This window comes from Kitasatospora sp. NPDC003701 (assembly GCF_053587085.1).
Map to the genome: position 1 here is coordinate 1 of NZ_JBSFNM010000059.1, position 15781 is coordinate 15781.

The window sequence follows — 15781 nt, forward strand, 5'->3', positions numbered from 1 at the left end:
GGCTCGGCGACCTCCTCGACCGTCTCGGCCTCCTCACCCACCGCGACCGCCAGTGTCGACAAACCGACCGGTCCGCCGCCGAACAGCAGTCGGCCGGGCCGACTTCCCACTCCGTGGGAGATACCGCGTCAGAGCTCGGTCCGGCGGCGCCGGATGACGACGACGAGATCGACGACGGCGAACAGGGTGAGGATTCCGCAGGCCACCGCGAAGCCGGTGAGGGTGCCCCGGCTGGGCGCGCCGTACTCCGGTGAGTTGGCCGCCCAGACCGCGAAGGCCACCGTGGCGATCGCGAACAGCGGGGTGAACGTCAGCGAGAGCAGATAGCGCAGTTTGAGGTCGCTCCGGGCGGTCCTGGGTTCGGTGCCGCTGCGCCAGCGCCGAGGCGTCGTGGCTCGCATACCCGTGCACCTCCCGTCGGCCGGGTGCGGTCTACGATTCCAGCGTACGTCCGGGGCACGAGCGGGGAGGCGCGATGACGGAGGCGGACGCGGAGGGCTACGCGGGGCTGCGGGTGGAGCGGGCGCAGGAACTGGCCCGTCGGCACGGCTGGGCATCGGTCCGGGTGCTGGCGCCCGACGCGATGATGACCATGGACCACCGGGAGGGGCGGCTCAACCTCGCGGTGCGCGACGGGGTCGTGGAACGCAGCTGGGAGGGGTGAGCGGGGGCCGCTGCCGCCGGGCGAGCCGGCTCTCGACGGCGCTCACCAGGGGCTCCAGCAGGGGCAGCGTGAGCAGCACCAGCAGGCCGGCGGCCCAGCCGGCCAGCACGTCGGTGACCCAGTGGGTGCCCAGGTAGACGGTGGTGAGCCCGACCGAGCCGGCGGTGGCGCCCGCGAGCGCCGCGCCGCAGCGCCGCAGCCGGACCGCCAGGTAGGCCAGCACTCCCCAGGTGACCACGGCGTTGGCGGTGTGCCCGGAGGGGAATATGGTGCCGCCGGAGAAGAGTTCGGGCGAGCCGACGTAGTGGGCGTAGTGCGGACCCAGCCGGCCGGTGACGATCTTCACCGCGCCGACCGTGACGTTGAGCAGCAGCAGGGCGGTGCCCATCACCAGCAGCGGGCGCAGCCGCCGCAGCCGGTGGGCCCGCCAGCCGAGCCAGGCGAAGGCGGCGACGGCGGACGGGCCGCGCTGCCCGGCCACCACCCAGTTGTCGAGCAGCGGTTCGAGGCGGGGCCACCGTTCGTAGGGGCGGGCGAGGCGCACCGTCCAGTCGAGGTCGACCAGCGGGGTGTCGAGGAGGACGCCCGCGACCACCACCAGGTAGCCGAGTGCGGTGAGCGCCAGCAGGCCGGTCCGCCGTCTGCCGAGCGGTGGCCAGCCCGGTTCTCCGGGGGTGCGGCGCGGGCGCTTGCGGCGGGTGGTCGGGTTCTCCTGCAATTCACTCGGCGCTTGCACGCCGGTGACCCTACCCAGCAGGTCGGCGCGACTCCCGGCGGAATTCGGAATTCTTCGGGGAGGCGTTTGAATGACCGGATCACTGTCATTCCCGTCCGATTTTCCGATATTCCCTTATCGAATATCCGAGCGATCGTCGAGCACGGATTCCCAAGGGCCGGCAAAGCACACGGAGTGGGAGACCGGCCTCGCCGGTTCCCACTCCGTGGTAACCCTGTGTAGGTTCGGTGGGTCAGTCGAGGGGGCCGCCGGCCACGTAGATGACCTGGCCGGAGACGAATCCGGCGCCTTCGCCGGCCAGGAACGAGATGGTGTTCGCGACGTCCTCGGGCACGCCGACCCGCTGCACCGGAATCTGCGAGGCGGCGGCGCGCTTGAACTCCTCGAACTCCATCCCGACCCGGGCGGCGGTGGCCGCCGTCATGTCGGTGGCGATGAATCCGGGGGCGACGGCGTTGGCGGTGACGCCGAACCGGCCCAGCTCGATGGCCAGGGTCTTGGTGAAGCCCTGCAGACCGGCCTTGGCGGCGGAGTAGTTGGCCTGACCGCGGTTGCCCTGGGCCGAGGACGAGGACAGGTTGATCACGCGGCCGAAGCCGGCGTCCACCATGTGCTTCTGCACCGCGCGGGTCATCAGGAAGGCGCCGCGGAGGTGAACGTTCATGACCGTGTCCCAGTCGGACTCGGACATCTTGAAGATCAGGTTGTCGCGCAGCACGCCCGCGTTGTTCACGAGGACGACCGGGGCGCCCAGTTCGGCGGCGATCCGGTCGACCGCGGCCTGCACCTGTCCGGCGTCCGAGACGTCCGCTCCGACGGCGATGGCCCGGCCGCCGGCGGCGGTGATCCGGTCCACGACGTCCTTGCCGGCCGCCTCCTCCAGGTCCAGTACGGCGACGGCGTAACCGTCGGCCGCCAGGCGCTCGGCGGTGGCGGCGCCCAGGCCGCGTGCGGCGCCGGTGACGACGGCGACCCTGGGGGCGGTGCTCTGCTCGGTCATGCTCGCTCTCGTCTCTCTCGGATCTCGCCGGGAGGCTCCCGCGGAGTCGCCCGGCGGAGGGTGGACCGCTGAGTGGGCCATACCCTACCGGCGAGTAGGGTGCGCGGCCAGGGCGGAAGGCGCAGGTGACCGAGGGTAAGGACCGGCCGGTCGGCTTTCTCCTGCGAACGGGTTACCGCCGGGTCGGCACGGCGCGTAAATATGCCAATGTTGCCGAACCTGCGTCTACTATCCGCCCCCGCCTGCCAGCGAGGGCCAGCCGTTTGTATAGTGTCCGCCAGCAGCCACCGGCTGCACGGCTGGAGCGCCCTCCCTCACAGCGGGACGCCCACTCGCCGTTACTGCCCCACCCGGGTGTCCCACACACACCGGGTGTGACATCGGGACGGATACATGGTGCTGGGGGAGATCCCGACGACCCGCGTGTCCGCGCGACTGCAGCAGTCGCCCGGGCACCTGATCCGCGTTGCACAGCAGGTACACACCCGTCTGTGGTCCGAACACGTCGGAGCCGATCTCACGGCTCCGCAGTTCGCCGTTCTGCTGGTCCTCGCCCTCGAACCGGGTGCTGACCAGCGGACGGTCGGCGAGCGCGCCTCGCTGGACAAGGCCACGATGGCCGAGATGGTCGCCCGGCTGGTCCGGCGCGGCCTGGTGCTGCGACGCCGCGATCCGGCCGACGGCCGGCGCAAACTGCTCGCTCTCTCGCAGAGCGGCGCACAGGCGGTGCGCGAGGCCACCGGCGGAGTGGTCCGTGTGCAGCGCACGCTCTTCGAGCCGCTCGCGGCCGAGGAGCAGCTGGAGATTGTCCGGGTGATGGCCAAGATAGCCAGGCTTGAACCCGCCGCGGTCGCCGTCCTCACCGACGCGCGGCCGATGCTGGACGCCCAGCGGGCGATCGGCTATCTGATCAGGGTGAGCCAGCAGGTGCACACCAAGCTCTGGTCGGAGCACGTCGGTTCGGAGCTGACGGCGCCGCAGTACGCGGTGCTCGACGCCCTCGAACTGGAACCGGGCGCGGACCAGCGCACGGTCGGTGAGCTGGCCTCGCTGGACAAGGCCACGATGGCCGAGATGGTCAGCCGGCTGGTCCGGCGCGGCCTGGTGCAGCGCCGGCGCGACCCCTCGGACGGGCGGCGCAACCTGCTGTCGCTCTCGCCGGCGGGTCAGGACCTGCTGCACCGCTCGGCTGCGGGCGTCGCCCAGGTCCAGCGGTTGCTGCTCGCTCCGCTGGACGAGGACGAGCACGAACCCGCGATGGCGCTGATCGCCAAGGCGGCCAGGCTCTAGGCCTCGCCGTCGAGTTCCAGCCAAAACGATTCGCCAACGTACCGAAGGCCGCCGACCCGAATGTGGGAAGGCGGCCTTCGGTGTTGACGCTCCTTCAGGAGCACGGCGCGGACGCCGTGCTCACCGAGGGTGTCAGCTCCAGTCGAACTCCTCCGGGTCCGGGCCGATCCGCACGCCGGTGGCGATGCCGGCGATCGCGGCGAGGTCGGCCCCGTCCAGCTCGAAGCCGGCCACGTCCAGGTTCTCCTTGATCCGGGACGGGGTGACCGACTTGGGGATCGCGACGATGCCGCTCTGCAGGTGCCAGCGGAGCACCACCTGGGCCACCGTGCGGCCGTGCTTCTCGGCGATCTGCACCAGCGCGGGCTCGGCGAGCAGCTCCTTGCCCTGGCCCAGCGGGCTCCAGGCCTCGGTGGCGATGCCGTGCCGGGAGTGGAAGGCGCGCAGCTCGTCCTGCGGGAAGTACGGGTGCAGCTCGACCTGGTTCAGCGCCGGGGCGACGGAGGCCTCGCCGAGCAGGCGGGTGAGGTGCTCGGTGCCGAAGTTGGAGACGCCGATCGACTTGACCCGGCCGTCGGCCTGGAGCTGCTCGAACGCCTTCCAGACGTTCAGGTAGCTGCCGTGCATCGGGCGCGGCCAGTGGATCAGGTAGAGGTCGAGGTACTCCAGGCCGAGCTTGGCCAGCGAGGCGTCGAACTCGCGCAGCACCGCGTCGCGGCCCTGCTCGCCCGACCAGTCGCGGGTGCCCGAGTTCCAGAGCTTGGTGGTGATGTAGAGGTCCTCGCGGGCGACGACGCCGCTCGCGATCGCCTCGGTGATCGCCTGGCCGGTGCCGGCCTCGTTCTCGTAGATCGCGGCGGTGTCGATCGAGCGGTAACCCGTCTCGATGGCGGTGCGGACGGCGGCCGTGGCCTCCGCGTCCGGCACCTGCCACACGCCGAAGCCCAGCTGCGGGATCTGCGAGCCGTTGTTGAGGGTGACGCTGGGGATGGTGCTCACGGGAAGGGGTGCCCTCCTGGTTGTCCATACGGTTCGAGTGGATCAACCGGCGCGTTGTCCGGATTGTTCCCGGCCGGGCAAAGAATTTTCCGACGCGTTGTACCGGCGTGCGCAGGCGGTGGGGAGGGGGGCGCGTGTCGCGGAAAACCTGTTGCGCAGATCACACCTGCCTTGACAGTCTCACTGCCATGACCTCCTGACCAGCACCTCCGGCCGTGACCGCACCGACCCCTCCCTCCCTTCCCCCGTGCTCCCGGCGCCACCGCGCGAGGAGCACGTCCGTGCCATTCGCCCGTACCACCCGCAAACGGAGCGTCATGCCGCTCAAGACCCTGCCGCTGGCCGATCCCGGCGACCCAGACCTCTCCTCCCCCCTCGCCTTCCTGCGCTGGCTCCAGCGCAGCCAGCGGCGCGGGCAGGTGCTCGCCACCTGCTGGTCGCTGCTGGAGATGGGCAGCCGGGCCGCCCTGCCCGTCCCGCTCGGCCTGGGCGTCCAGGCCGCCGTGGACGGTGACGCCGCCGGCATCCGGTGGGCCGGGGCCGCCGTGCTGGCCCTGGCCGTCGTCGCCGCCTTCGGCGCCGTCATGCTGCACCGCCAGGCGGTGTGGAACTGGATCCACGCCGCCACCCAGGTCCGCCAGCTGGTGTCCCGTCAGGCCTCCCGCCTCGGCGCCGGCCTGTCCCGGCGGATCGCCACCGGCGAGATCGTCGCCGTCGGCAGCGGGGACGTCGAGAAGATCGGCTGGTACGTCGAGCTGGTCGCCCGGCTGCGCGGCGCGGTGATCGTCTGGCTGGCGGTCAGCGTCGCCGTGCTGGTCGCCGAGCCCGTGCTCGGCCTCGCCGTCCTGCTCGGCGTCCCGGTGCTGGCCGCCTCCGTCTGGCCGCTGCTGGGCCCGTTCGAGCGGCGCTACTCCGAACAGCGCGCGCTCGGCGGCAAGGCGACCGAGCTGGCCGCCGACACCGTGGCCGGGCTCCGGGTGCTGCGCGGCATCGGCGGCGAGGAGCTGTTCCTCGACCGCTACCGGGCGGCCTCCCAGAAGGTCCGCGCGGCCGCCGTCCGCTCGGCCCGGGTCTGGTCGCTGATGCAGGCCCAGCAGGTCCTGCTGCCCGGCCTGTTCGTGGTCGGCGTCACCTGGTACGGCGCCCGGCTGGCCGCGAGCGGGGAGATCGGGATCGGCACGCTGGTCGCCGTGTACGGCGCCACCGCCTACCTGGCCGCGCCGCTGCGCATCCTCGGCGAGGCCGCGCACGCCTGGAGCGTCGCCCGGGTCTCCGCCGGGCGGGCCGCCCGGGTGCTCTCGCTCAGCCGGACGACCGGTACCGCCGAGGCCGTCCTGACCGGGCCCGGCGAGGCCGACCTGTACGACCCGGCCACCGGGCTGACCGCCCGGGCCGGTGAGCTGACCGCCGTCGTCTGCGGCGACCCGGACTTCGCCGGGGCGCTCGCCGGGCGGCTCGGCGGGCACGTCCCGCTGGGCGAGGGGGAGCAGCCGCAGTCCTCCGTCCGGCTCGGCGGCACCGAGCTGGACGCCGTCCCGCTGGCCGAGGCCCGGGCGGCGGTGCTGGTCCACGACAAGGAGCCGGTGCTGCTCTCCGGCACCCTGGCCGAGCTGTTCGACATCCCCGCCTCGGGCCGGGTCACGCCCGCCGAGGCACTGGCCGCCGCCCGCGCCGAGGACGTCCTGGACGCGCTGGTGGACGGCTCGCCCGAGTGCGGGGGGGACGCCATGCGGGCGGGGATCACCGAGCGCGGCCGCTCGCTCTCCGGCGGCCAGCGCCAGCGGCTGGCGCTCGCCCGCGCGCTGCTGGCCGACCCGCCGGTGCTCGTCCTGGACGAGCCCACCAGCGCGGTCGACGCCCACACCGAGTCCCGGATCGCGACCGGGCTGCGCAAGAGCCGGGAGGGGCGCACCACGGTGGTGTTCGCGACCAGCCCGCTGCTGCTCGACCAGGCGGACCGGGTGGTGCTGGTCCGGGACGGCCGGGCCGCCGCGGCCGGCCGCCACCGCGAGCTGATGCACACCGAACCCGCCTACCGCGCCGTGGTCACCCGCGACGAGGAGCCGGCGGCGGTCGGGGAGGGCGTGTGAACCACGCCCCCGCCCGCCGCCCCGCCCGAGCCAGGAGCACCGTATGAAGCCCCCCGCCCATCAGGAACAGGGGCCGGCCACCACCCTGCCGGTCGGCTCCCCGACCGCCGTTCGGTCCTACCTGCGGCTGCTCGCCCGCCGGCACCGGGCCGGCTTCTCCGCCGTGGTGGGCCTGCACTCGGTGGCCACCGTGGCCGGGCTGGTCGGGCCCTGGGTGCTCGGCACGCTGGTCGAGTCACTGGCCACCGGTACCGCCGGGTCCACCATCGCGGTCGCCGTCGCCTGGTACCTGCTGGCGCTGCTGGTGCAGTCCGCCTTCACCTGGTGGTCCCGGCTGCGCGGCAGCGTCCTCGGTGAACGCGTGCTGGCCGACCTCCGGGAGGACTTCCTGGTCCGGTCCGTGACGCTGCCGACCGGCGTCCTGGAGCGGGCCGGCACCGGGGACCTCGTCTCCCGGGGCACCACCGACATCGACCGGCTCGACAAGTCGGTCCGCGAGGCGGTGCCCGAGCTGGCCGTCGCCGTGGTCTCGCTGCTGCTGGTGCTCGGCGCCCTGGTGGTGACGTCTCCGCTGCTCGCGCTCACCTCGCTGATCGGCCTGCCGCTGCTGCTGGCCAGCTCCCGCTGGTACTTCCGGCGGGCCCCGCAGTCCTACCGCAACGAGTCGGCCGGCTACGCCGCGGTGAACACCGTGCTGGCGGAGACGGTCGACGCCGGGCGGACGGTCGAGACGCTGCGCCTCGGCGACGAGCGGGTCCGGCTGACCGACCGCAAGCTCGGCGAGTGGCTCGCCTGGGAGCGGTACACCCTCTGGCTCCGCTCGGTCTGGTTCCCGACCATCGACGCGGTCTACACGCTGGCCGTGCTCGGGACCTTGCTGCTCGGCGGCCTCTTCACCCTGCGGGGCTGGATCACCGTCGGCCAGCTGACCACCGGGGTGCTCTACGCCCAGGCGCTCACCGGCCCGGTCGACCTGATCCTGCGCTGGTACGACGAGCTGCAGATCGGGCAGGCCTCGCTGGCCCGGCTGGTCGGGGTCCGCGAGGTGCCCGAGCACGAGAGCGACGAGGACGCCCGCCCGGACGGCCGGCACGTCCGGGCGGACGGCGTCCGGTTCGGCTACCGCGAGGGCGCCGACGTGCTGCACGGCATCAGCCTGGACGTCGCCCCGGGCAGCCGGGTCGCGCTGGTCGGGCCCTCCGGCGCGGGGAAGTCCACCCTGGGCCGGCTGCTGGCCGGGATCTACGCACCCGGCCGGGGCACGGTGACGCTCGGCGGGGCGGCGCTCTCGCGGATGCCGGCCGAGCGGGTCCGGGCCCAGGTCGCGCTGGTCAACCAGGAGCACCACGTCTTCGTCGGCACCCTGCGGGACAACCTGCGGCTGGCCGCGCCGGAGGCCACCGACACCGAGCTGCGCGCCGCGCTGGACGCGGTGGACGCCGGGGACTGGGTGGACGCGCTGGCGGAGGGGCTGGACACCGAGGTCGGCTCGGGCGGCACCGCGCTGACCGCGCCGCAGGCGCAGCAGCTGGCGCTGGCCCGGCTGGTGCTGGCCGACCCGCACACCCTCGTCCTGGACGAGGCCACCTCGCTGCTGGACCCGAGGGCCGCCCGGCACCTGGAGCGCTCGCTCTCCCGGGTGCTGGAGGGCCGGACGGTGATCGCCATCGCGCACCGGCTGCACACCGCGCACGACGCGGACGTGATCGCCGTGGTGGAGGGCGGGCGGATCAGCGAGTACGGCAGCCACCCGGAGCTGGTCGCGGCCGGCGGTCCGTACGCGGCGCTCTGGCGGTCCTGGCGGGACGAGCGGTAAGCGGGCGGGGCGCCGGAGCCCTGGGTTCCGGCGGCCCAGGCCACCGGAGCCCGGTGACGCCGCGCAAACCCGCACGGGGAGGAGTTGCCCCGTGCGGGTTACTCCCGGGCGCGTAACCGGACAAGTCGGCCGATCGGCCCGCAGACTGCGCTTGTGACCAAGATTTCAGACGGTTCGTCCGGTTCCAAGCGCAGCGAGATCGCCGGTATCCCCACCCGCTACATCGGGATCGGCGTCCTCGTCGTGCTCGCGGTGTGGTTCCTGTTCGCCAATCTCGACCGGGTGAAGATCCAGTTCTGGGTGTTCACCGTCACCGCGCCGCTCTGGATCGCCCTGCTCGCCACCCTGCTCGCGGGCGGCGCGCTGGGCTGGCTGCTGAAGGGGCGGAGCGCCAAGTGACGGTGGCTCCGGGGCCCTCGGCCTTCGAGCCGCTGATCGAGATGCACGGCGTCAACAAGCACTTCGGCGAGTTGCACGTGCTGCAGGACATCGAGCTGACGGTGGGGCGCGGCGAGGTCGTGGTGGTGATCGGCCCCTCCGGCTCCGGCAAGTCCACGCTCTGCCGGGCGATCAACCGCCTGGAGCCGATCGAGTCCGGCAGCATCTCGATCGACGGCCGGCCGCTGCCCGAGGAGGGCAAGGGGCTCGCGCTGCTGCGCGCCGATGTCGGAATGGTGTTCCAGTCCTTCAACCTGTTCGCCCACAAGACCGTGCTGCAGAACGTCTCGCTGGCGCAGATCAAGGTCCGCGGCCGGCCGCGGGCGGAGGCGGACGCCAAGTCCCGGGCCCTGCTGGAGCGGGTCGGGCTGGTCGCGCAGGCGGACAAGTACCCGGCGCAGCTCTCCGGCGGGCAGCAGCAGCGCGTGGCGATCGCCCGCGCGCTCGCCATGGAGCCCAAGGCGCTGCTCTTCGACGAGCCCACCTCCGCCCTCGACCCCGAGATGATCAACGAGGTGCTGGACGTGATGCGCCAGCTCGCGCACGAGGGCATGACCATGGTGGTGGTCACCCATGAGATGGGGTTCGCCCGTGCGTCGGCCAATCGGGTGGTGTTCATGGCCGACGGGCGGATCGTCGAGGACCGCGCCCCCGAGGACTTCTTCAACGCTCCGGAGAGCGACCGCGCCCGGGACTTCCTGTCCAAGATCCTGAAGCACTGAGGCGGCGCCGTGACGAGGAAGTGGATGCTCGCCGCCGCGGCCGTGATCGTCCTGCTGGCCGGCTGCGGCAAGGAGGGCACCCCGCCACCGAAGGGGCCGCAGCCCAGCGCGCTGCCCAGCTACCAGGTGCAGGACGCCGCCGGCATCACCGGTTCGCCCACCCTGGACGCGGCGCGCGCCCGGGGCCACCTGGTGGTGGGGGCCAAGGAGGACCAGCCCTACCTCGGCCAGAAGAACCCGGCCACCGGGCAGTACTCCGGATTCGACATCGAGATCGCCAAGATGGTCGCCGCCGACCTGGGCTTCGCCCCGGACCGGATCGAGTTCCGGACGATCGCCTCCGCCAACCGGGAGACCGCCCTGCAGAACGGGCAGGTGGACTACTACGTCGGCACCTACACCATCAACGACAACCGCAAGAAGCTGGTCGGCTTCGCGGGGCCGTACTACCTGGCCGGCCAGTCGCTGCTGGTGCGCAGGAACGACGACACCATCCACGGCCCGGAGGACCTCAACGGCAAGAAGGTCTGCTCGGCGGCCGGCTCCACCCCGTACCAGCGGATCCAGAAGCAGTACCCCGACGTCAGGCTGATCGGCTACGACACCTACTCGGCCTGCGTGGACAACCTGATCACCGGCCAGGTGGACGCCGTCACCACGGACAACACGATCCTGATGGGCTACGCGGCCAAGGTGCCGGACGAGCTCAAGGTGGTCGGGCCGCTCTTCTCCGAGGAGCCGTACGGGATCGGCACGCCGAAGGAGGACACCGTGCTGCGCCTCGCGCTGGACGACGCCCTGGCGCGCCACGAGGAGAACGGCGACTGGAAGAAGGCCTACGACGCCACCCTCGGCCTGTCCGGGGTGCCCGCGCCCACCCCGCCGCCGATCGACCGGTACTGAGAGGGCCGCGCCGTGAAAACGCTGACCGACAACTGGTCGACCTACTGGGAGGGCTTCCTCGGCACCCTCTCGCTGTTCGTGGTGAGCGCGGTGCTGTCCCTGGTGCTGGGCGTGCTGATCGCCGGTTTCCGGGTCTCCCCGGTACGGCCGCTGCGGGTGTTCGGAACGGTCTGGGTGACGCTGCTGCGCAACACCCCGCTGACCCTGCTCTTCTTCATCGTGGTGCTGGGCCTGCCGCGGTTCGACATCACGCTGCCGTTCTTCACCTTCGCGGTGCTCGCGCTCGGCTGCTACACCTCGGCGTTCGTCTGCGAGGCGATGCGCGCGGGGGTCAACACGGTGCCCGGCGGCCAGGGCGAGGCGGCCCGGAGCCTGGGGATGACCTTCGGCCAGACGATGAGCCTGGTGGTGCTGCCCCAGGCGTACCGGTCGGTGGTCGCCCCGATCGGCAGCGTGATGATCGCGCTGGCCAAGAACACCGCGATCGCCGGCTCGTTCAGCGTGACCGAACTGCTCGGCAGCTACCGGACCATCAACGAGCTGGGGTACAGCATCGTCTGGACCTTCGTCTGGATCGCCGTCGGCTACCTGATCATCACCCTGGCCGTCAGCGCCCTCTTCAACGTGCTGGAACGACGGGTGGCGGTGTCGCGATGACGGTGGAATCCTCGGCGCTCTACGACATCCCCGGTCCGAAGGCGCTCGCCCGGCACCGGCTGTACGGGCTGATCGCGCTGCTGGCGATCGCCGCGCTGCTCGGGTGGATCGTCTACATGCTGTTCCACACCAACCAGTTCACCCATCAGAAGTGGATGGCCTTCGAGTACCAGGGCGTGCAGGAGCTGCTGCTGCGCGGGCTGGGGAACACGCTCAAGGCCTTCGGGTGGACGGTGCTGTTCGCGCTGCCCTTCGGCGCGCTGTTCGCGGCCGGGCGGCTCTCCGACCACCGGGTGGTGCGCTGGTTCTCCACGCTGGTGGTGGAGTTCTTCCGGGCCATGCCGGTGCTGGTGATGATCTTCTTCGTCTTCGTCGCGCTCAAGGTGGAGCCGCTCTGGGCGCTGGTGGCCGGCCTGGTGCTGTACAACGGCTCGGTGCTGGCCGAGGTGTTCCGGGCCGGCGTGCTGGCGGTGCCCGCCGGGCAGCGCGAGGCGGCGTACGCGCTGGGCATGCGCAAGACCCAGGTGATGACGTACGTGCTGGTGCCGCAGGCCAACCGGGCGATGCTGCCGGCCATCATCAGCCAGCTGGTGGTGGCGCTCAAGGACACCTCGCTGGGCTTCCTGATCACCTACGAGGAGTTCCTGCACGCGGGCAAGCTGATCGCCACCAACCTGGACTACGACCTGCCGTTCATCCCGGTGGTGATGGTGATCGCGCCGGTCTACATCGGGATGTGCCTGGCGCTCTCCTGGCTGGCCCGCTGGGTCGAGCGCCGCAGCCGGCGCAGCCCGAGCACCCAGGGCGGCGCGCCGGTCGCGCCGGCCGGGCTGGTGCTGGGCCTGCCGCCGGAGGAGTAGCGGCGGCGGGGCTGCCGCCGGGGGAGCAGCAGTGGCGGTGCTGCCGCCGGAGGAACAGCAGTGGCGGGGCGGGAGCTCTCCGGAGAAACCATAGGTGCGAACGGGATCAGCTCCGAGACCTCCAAAGTCTGCTTATGATTCCCTGGGACCAGGCGGGCGGGCAGGTGGAGGGGCAGTGGAGCCGGTATTCGACTCGCGGCACATCAGGACCTTCCACGAGGTCGTCCGGGCCGGCTCCTACTCGGCCGCCGCCCGCGAACTGGGCTACACCCAGCCGGCCATCACCCAGCAGATGAAGGCGCTGGAGCGGTCCGTCGGAGTGCCGCTGTTCACCCGCGCCGGCCGCGGGCTGCGCCTCACCGAGGCCGGCGAGGCACTCGCCCGGCACGCCGAGCTGATCCTCGGCAGCCTCTCCGCGGCCCAGCAGCAACTCGCCGCACTCGCCCGGCTGCGCGCCGGGAGGGTCCGGGTCTGCGCGTTCCCGAGCGCCAACGCGACCCTGATACCCCAGGCGATGGCGCGGCTGCTCGCCGACCACCCCGGTGTCCGGGTCGAGCTGCTGGAGGCCGAACCGCCCGACTCCGTGCAGCGGCTGCTGCGCGGCGAGTGCGACATCGCGCTGTCCTTCCGCTACCCGGGCGCCGCCGTCGACCTGCCGCCCGAGCTGGACGAGATCCCGCTGATGGAGGACCTGCTCACCGTGCTGCTGCCGGTCGGCCACCCGCTGGGCCGCCGGCACGCCGTCCGGCTCGCCGACCTCGACGGCGAGCGCTGGATCGCCGGCTGCCCGCGCTGCCGGGCCAACCTCCTGCACGTCTGTGCGGAGGAGGGCTACGCACCCGACATCGTCTTCTCCACCGACGACAACCTCGCCGTGCAGAGCCTGGTCGCCGCCGGGGTCGGTATTGCGCTGATGCCCGCGCTGGTGCTCTCCTTCATGTGCCACCGCAAGGTCACCGGGCGCGCCGTCGAGCCGCACCTGCGCCGGCACGTGAGCGCGTACGTGCTCCGCGAGCACCGCCGGATCCCGGCCACCGCGCTGGTGCTGGACCAGCTGCGGTCCGCGGCGGCGGCGAGGGTCGGCTGCTGAGCCGCGTCGACCCATAAGCCGGCTTTGGGAGAACGCGAAAGAACCCTCCTTGGACGTGATGGGTGGGCCGGGTCGACCCTGCTCCCATGACACCCTCAGCCACGGTCGGCAGCGACCGGCTCACCGAGCGCATGACCGCCCTGGTCGGCGAGATCCGCGCGGTTGTGGACCGCGGCCTGCCGCCGGAACTCACCGCCTACCTGGTCGGCGAGCGGCTCGCCCCGCACCTGGGGGACCCGGACCTGCTCACCGACGCGCAGCGCGAGGGGGATCCGGAGCGCTACCGCCAGCACGTCCTGCACGCCGAGGCCGACGGCGGCTTCTCCGTCGTCGCGCTGGTCTGGCTGCCCGGCCAGCAGACCCCGATCCACGACCACGTCTCCTGGTGCGTGGCCGGCGTCCACCGGGGCCAGGAGAGCGAGACCCGCTACCGGCTGGTCTCCGACGGGCGAACCGCCCACCTGGTGGAGACCGAGCACGTGGTCGGCCCGGCCGGCAGCGTCGCCGCCTTCGCCCCGCCCGGCGACATCCACCTGGTCCGCAACGCCTGTTCCTCCACCGCCATCTCGATCCACGTCTACGGCGCCGACGTCGCCCGGCTGGGCACCAGCATCCGGCGCGTCTACCGGCTGCCCGCCGACGACCAGCGGTGAGCGCGCCGTGGCACTGACCATCCGGGACCGCGGCGTCCGCACCCGTGCCCTGCCCCCGCTCGGCGGGGACGCCCCCGGTCTGCTGCTCGCCGCGCTCGGCGTGGCCGCCGCGCTCGCCGTCCACCAGGCCGTCCCCGCCGTCCCCAAGCTCACCGCCGCCGTGGTGCTCGGGATGGCCGCCGCCCACCTGCCCGGACTGCGGCCGGTGGTCCGGGGCGTGGCCCGGTCCGGCCTCTCCACCGCCGGGCGGCGGCTGATGCGGCTCGGCATCGTCCTGCTCGGACTCAAGCTGAGCCTGGGCGACGTGGTCGGCCTCGGCTGGGCCACCGTCGCCATGGTGATCGCCGTCGTCGCCGCCACCTTCGCCGGCACCGTCTGGCTCGGGCGCCGGCTCGGCCTGCCCGGCGACCAGCCGCTGCTCGTCGCCACCGGGTACTCGATCTGCGGGGCCTCGGCGATCGGCGCGGTCAGTCAGGCCGCCGGCAGCGAGGAGGAGGACGTCGCCGCCTCCGTCGCCCTGGTCACCCTCTGCGGCACCCTGGCCATCGCCGTCCTGCCGCTGCTCCACCAGCCGCTCGGGCTCGGCGAGGCCGAGTTCGGGCGCTGGGTCGGTGCCAGCGTGCACGACGTCGGGCAGGTGGTCGCCACCGCGCAGACCGGTGGCGCGGGTGCGCTGCACGAGGCCGTCCTGGTCAAGCTGATGCGGGTGGTGCTGCTGGCGCCGCTGGTCGCCGGGGTCGCCGTCGCGATGCGGCGCTCGCGCCGGGGCACCACCGCGACCGCCGGCAAGCGGCCGCCGATCGTGCCGCTCTTCGTGGCCGGTTTCCTCGCGATGATCGCGCTGCGGACCACCGGCGTCCTGCCCGAGCAGGCGCTCACCCTGGCCGGGGACGCGCAGGAGCTGCTGCTGGCGGCCGCGCTGTTCGGCCTCGGCAGCGCCGTGCACCTGCCCACCCTGCTGCGCACCGGCGGGCGGATCGCCCTGCTGGGCCTGGCCTCCTGGGTGATGGTCGCGGGTGTCAGCTACGCGGGGGTGCTGATCACGACGTGACCGGCGTGGTCGGGGCCTCCGCTATTGTCGGGCGGGTACTCGTTCGTCGAGCCGTTCTGCACCCGAACCTGGGAGGAAGCGCCGCATGTCCACCGCACTGCCCGAACGGGACGGCCGGGAGGCCGTTGTCACGCTCGACCGGCGGGAGGGCCCGTTCGGCGAGGTGGTACTGCGCCGGCGCGGACGGCACTTCGAGATCATCGCCAACGGCTGCTTCCTGATGGACACCGCCGACGGCCGCTCCGAGCGGCTGCTGATCCAGGCGGCGCTGGACGAACTCGACCGGACCGGCACCGCGGTGGAGCGGCCCGCGGTGCTGATCGGCGGACTCGGCGTCGGCTTCTCGCTGGCGTACGCGGTGGCCGAGCCGCGCTGGGGCCGGATCGCGATCGTCGAGCGCGAGAACGCGATCATCGACTGGCACCGGAGCGGTCCGCTGGGCGCCTTCTCCGACGGCGCCCTGGCGGACGAGCGGGTGGCGGTGCTCCACACCGACCTGCTGGAGTACCTGGCGGCGGCGGACGGCGAGCGCTACCACGCGCTCTGCCTGGACATCGACAACGGCCCGGACTGGACGGTCACCGACTCCAACGCCGGGCTCTACGGCGCCGACGGGCTGGCGGTGCTCTGGCACCGGCTGCAGCCCGGCGGGGTGCTGGCGGTCTGGAGCGCGCAGCCCTCCCCGGCCTTCGAGGAGGCGCTGCGCGCCGCGGGCTTCTCGGACGTGGTCACCCACGAGATCGAGGTCGCCCGGGGTGTGCCGGACGTGGTGCACCTGGCCCGCCGCGCCGACTGAGCGGCTCGCCGGGCCA

General features: G+C 72.8%; 17 protein-coding genes and 1 pseudogene. 13 read left to right on the forward strand and 5 right to left on the reverse strand.

Annotated features, from left to right (window positions below; translation table 11 throughout):
• Positions 1-86, reverse strand: a pseudogene (locus ACWDRR_RS35670) (Holliday junction DNA helicase RuvB C-terminal domain-containing protein); the annotation flags it as partial.
• Between the two features lie 42 nt (positions 87-128).
• Positions 129-401: a DUF6343 family protein gene (locus tag ACWDRR_RS35675; protein ID WP_449776419.1), complete on the reverse strand. Its 273-nt coding sequence runs from the start codon at positions 399-401 to the stop codon at positions 129-131.
• A 74-nt stretch (positions 402-475) separates the two neighbouring features.
• Here ACWDRR_RS35675 and ACWDRR_RS35680 point away from each other — a divergent pair, with 74 nt between their 5' ends.
• A complete protein-coding gene (locus ACWDRR_RS35680; RefSeq protein WP_449776420.1) occupies positions 476-664 on the forward strand; it encodes an I78 family peptidase inhibitor in 189 nt (62 codons plus the stop codon).
• Here ACWDRR_RS35680 and ACWDRR_RS35685 read toward each other — a convergent pair.
• Together ACWDRR_RS35685 and fabG are read right to left on the reverse strand one after the other, a co-directional pair.
• On the reverse strand, positions 615-1400 hold the full coding sequence (locus ACWDRR_RS35685) for a phosphatase PAP2 family protein (protein WP_449776421.1): 786 nt from the start codon (positions 1398-1400) through the stop codon (positions 615-617). The genes ACWDRR_RS35680 and ACWDRR_RS35685 overlap by 50 nt on opposite strands.
• Positions 1401-1632: 232 nt before the next feature.
• A complete protein-coding gene (gene fabG, locus ACWDRR_RS35690) occupies positions 1633-2400 on the reverse strand; it encodes a 3-oxoacyl-ACP reductase FabG (protein WP_449776422.1) in 768 nt (255 codons plus the stop codon).
• 393 nt (positions 2401-2793) lie between these two features.
• Here fabG and ACWDRR_RS35695 point away from each other — a divergent pair, with 393 nt between their 5' ends.
• Complete coding sequence (locus ACWDRR_RS35695) at positions 2794-3690, forward strand: MarR family winged helix-turn-helix transcriptional regulator (protein ID WP_360643754.1); 897 nt, start codon at positions 2794-2796, stop codon at positions 3688-3690.
• A gap of 132 nt (positions 3691-3822) precedes the next feature.
• Here the strand turns inward: ACWDRR_RS35695 and ACWDRR_RS35700 are convergent, their stop codons facing one another.
• The gene (locus ACWDRR_RS35700; RefSeq protein WP_449776423.1) at positions 3823-4689 is read right to left on the reverse strand and encodes an aldo/keto reductase; all 867 of its coding nucleotides are present in this window, start codon (positions 4687-4689) and stop codon (positions 3823-3825) included.
• A gap of 317 nt (positions 4690-5006) precedes the next feature.
• Here ACWDRR_RS35700 and ACWDRR_RS35705 point away from each other — a divergent pair, with 317 nt between their 5' ends.
• From ACWDRR_RS35705 to ACWDRR_RS35755, 11 genes are all read left to right on the forward strand, one after another.
• On the forward strand, positions 5007-6779 hold the full coding sequence (locus ACWDRR_RS35705; RefSeq protein WP_449776465.1) for an ABC transporter transmembrane domain-containing protein: 1773 nt from the start codon (positions 5007-5009) through the stop codon (positions 6777-6779).
• Positions 6780-6822: 43 nt separating this feature from the next.
• The gene (locus ACWDRR_RS35710) at positions 6823-8595 is read left to right on the forward strand and encodes an ABC transporter ATP-binding protein (RefSeq protein ID WP_449776424.1); all 1773 of its coding nucleotides are present in this window, start codon (positions 6823-6825) and stop codon (positions 8593-8595) included.
• A 153-nt stretch (positions 8596-8748) separates the two neighbouring features.
• On the forward strand, positions 8749-8994 hold the full coding sequence (locus tag ACWDRR_RS35715) for a LapA family protein (RefSeq protein ID WP_449776425.1): 246 nt from the start codon (positions 8749-8751) through the stop codon (positions 8992-8994).
• 32 nt (positions 8995-9026) lie between these two features.
• Positions 9027-9755, forward strand: coding sequence for an amino acid ABC transporter ATP-binding protein (locus ACWDRR_RS35720; protein WP_449776466.1), 729 nt, complete (start codon positions 9027-9029; stop codon positions 9753-9755).
• A gap of 24 nt (positions 9756-9779) precedes the next feature.
• The gene (locus ACWDRR_RS35725) at positions 9780-10658 is read left to right on the forward strand and encodes a glutamate ABC transporter substrate-binding protein (protein WP_449776467.1); all 879 of its coding nucleotides are present in this window, start codon (positions 9780-9782) and stop codon (positions 10656-10658) included.
• A gap of 12 nt (positions 10659-10670) precedes the next feature.
• A complete protein-coding gene (locus ACWDRR_RS35730; protein ID WP_449776426.1) occupies positions 10671-11315 on the forward strand; it encodes an amino acid ABC transporter permease in 645 nt (214 codons plus the stop codon).
• Positions 11312-12175, forward strand: a complete 864-nt coding sequence (locus ACWDRR_RS35735) for an amino acid ABC transporter permease (protein ID WP_449776427.1) — start codon at positions 11312-11314, stop codon at positions 12173-12175. The genes ACWDRR_RS35730 and ACWDRR_RS35735 overlap by 4 nt, the downstream gene beginning before the upstream one ends.
• A gap of 175 nt (positions 12176-12350) precedes the next feature.
• Positions 12351-13265: a LysR substrate-binding domain-containing protein gene (locus tag ACWDRR_RS35740; protein WP_449776428.1), complete on the forward strand. Its 915-nt coding sequence runs from the start codon at positions 12351-12353 to the stop codon at positions 13263-13265.
• A gap of 86 nt (positions 13266-13351) precedes the next feature.
• The gene (locus ACWDRR_RS35745; protein WP_449776429.1) at positions 13352-13918 is read left to right on the forward strand and encodes a cysteine dioxygenase; all 567 of its coding nucleotides are present in this window, start codon (positions 13352-13354) and stop codon (positions 13916-13918) included.
• 13 nt (positions 13919-13931) lie between these two features.
• Positions 13932-14969 carry a YeiH family protein gene (locus ACWDRR_RS35750; RefSeq protein ID WP_449776468.1) on the forward strand — a complete coding sequence of 346 codons (1038 nt, stop codon included), beginning with the start codon at positions 13932-13934 and terminating at the stop codon, positions 14967-14969.
• Positions 14970-15054: 85 nt separating this feature from the next.
• Positions 15055-15765: a spermidine synthase gene (locus tag ACWDRR_RS35755; RefSeq protein ID WP_449776430.1), complete on the forward strand. Its 711-nt coding sequence runs from the start codon at positions 15055-15057 to the stop codon at positions 15763-15765.
• The last annotated feature ends 16 nt before the right edge of the window (positions 15766-15781 follow it).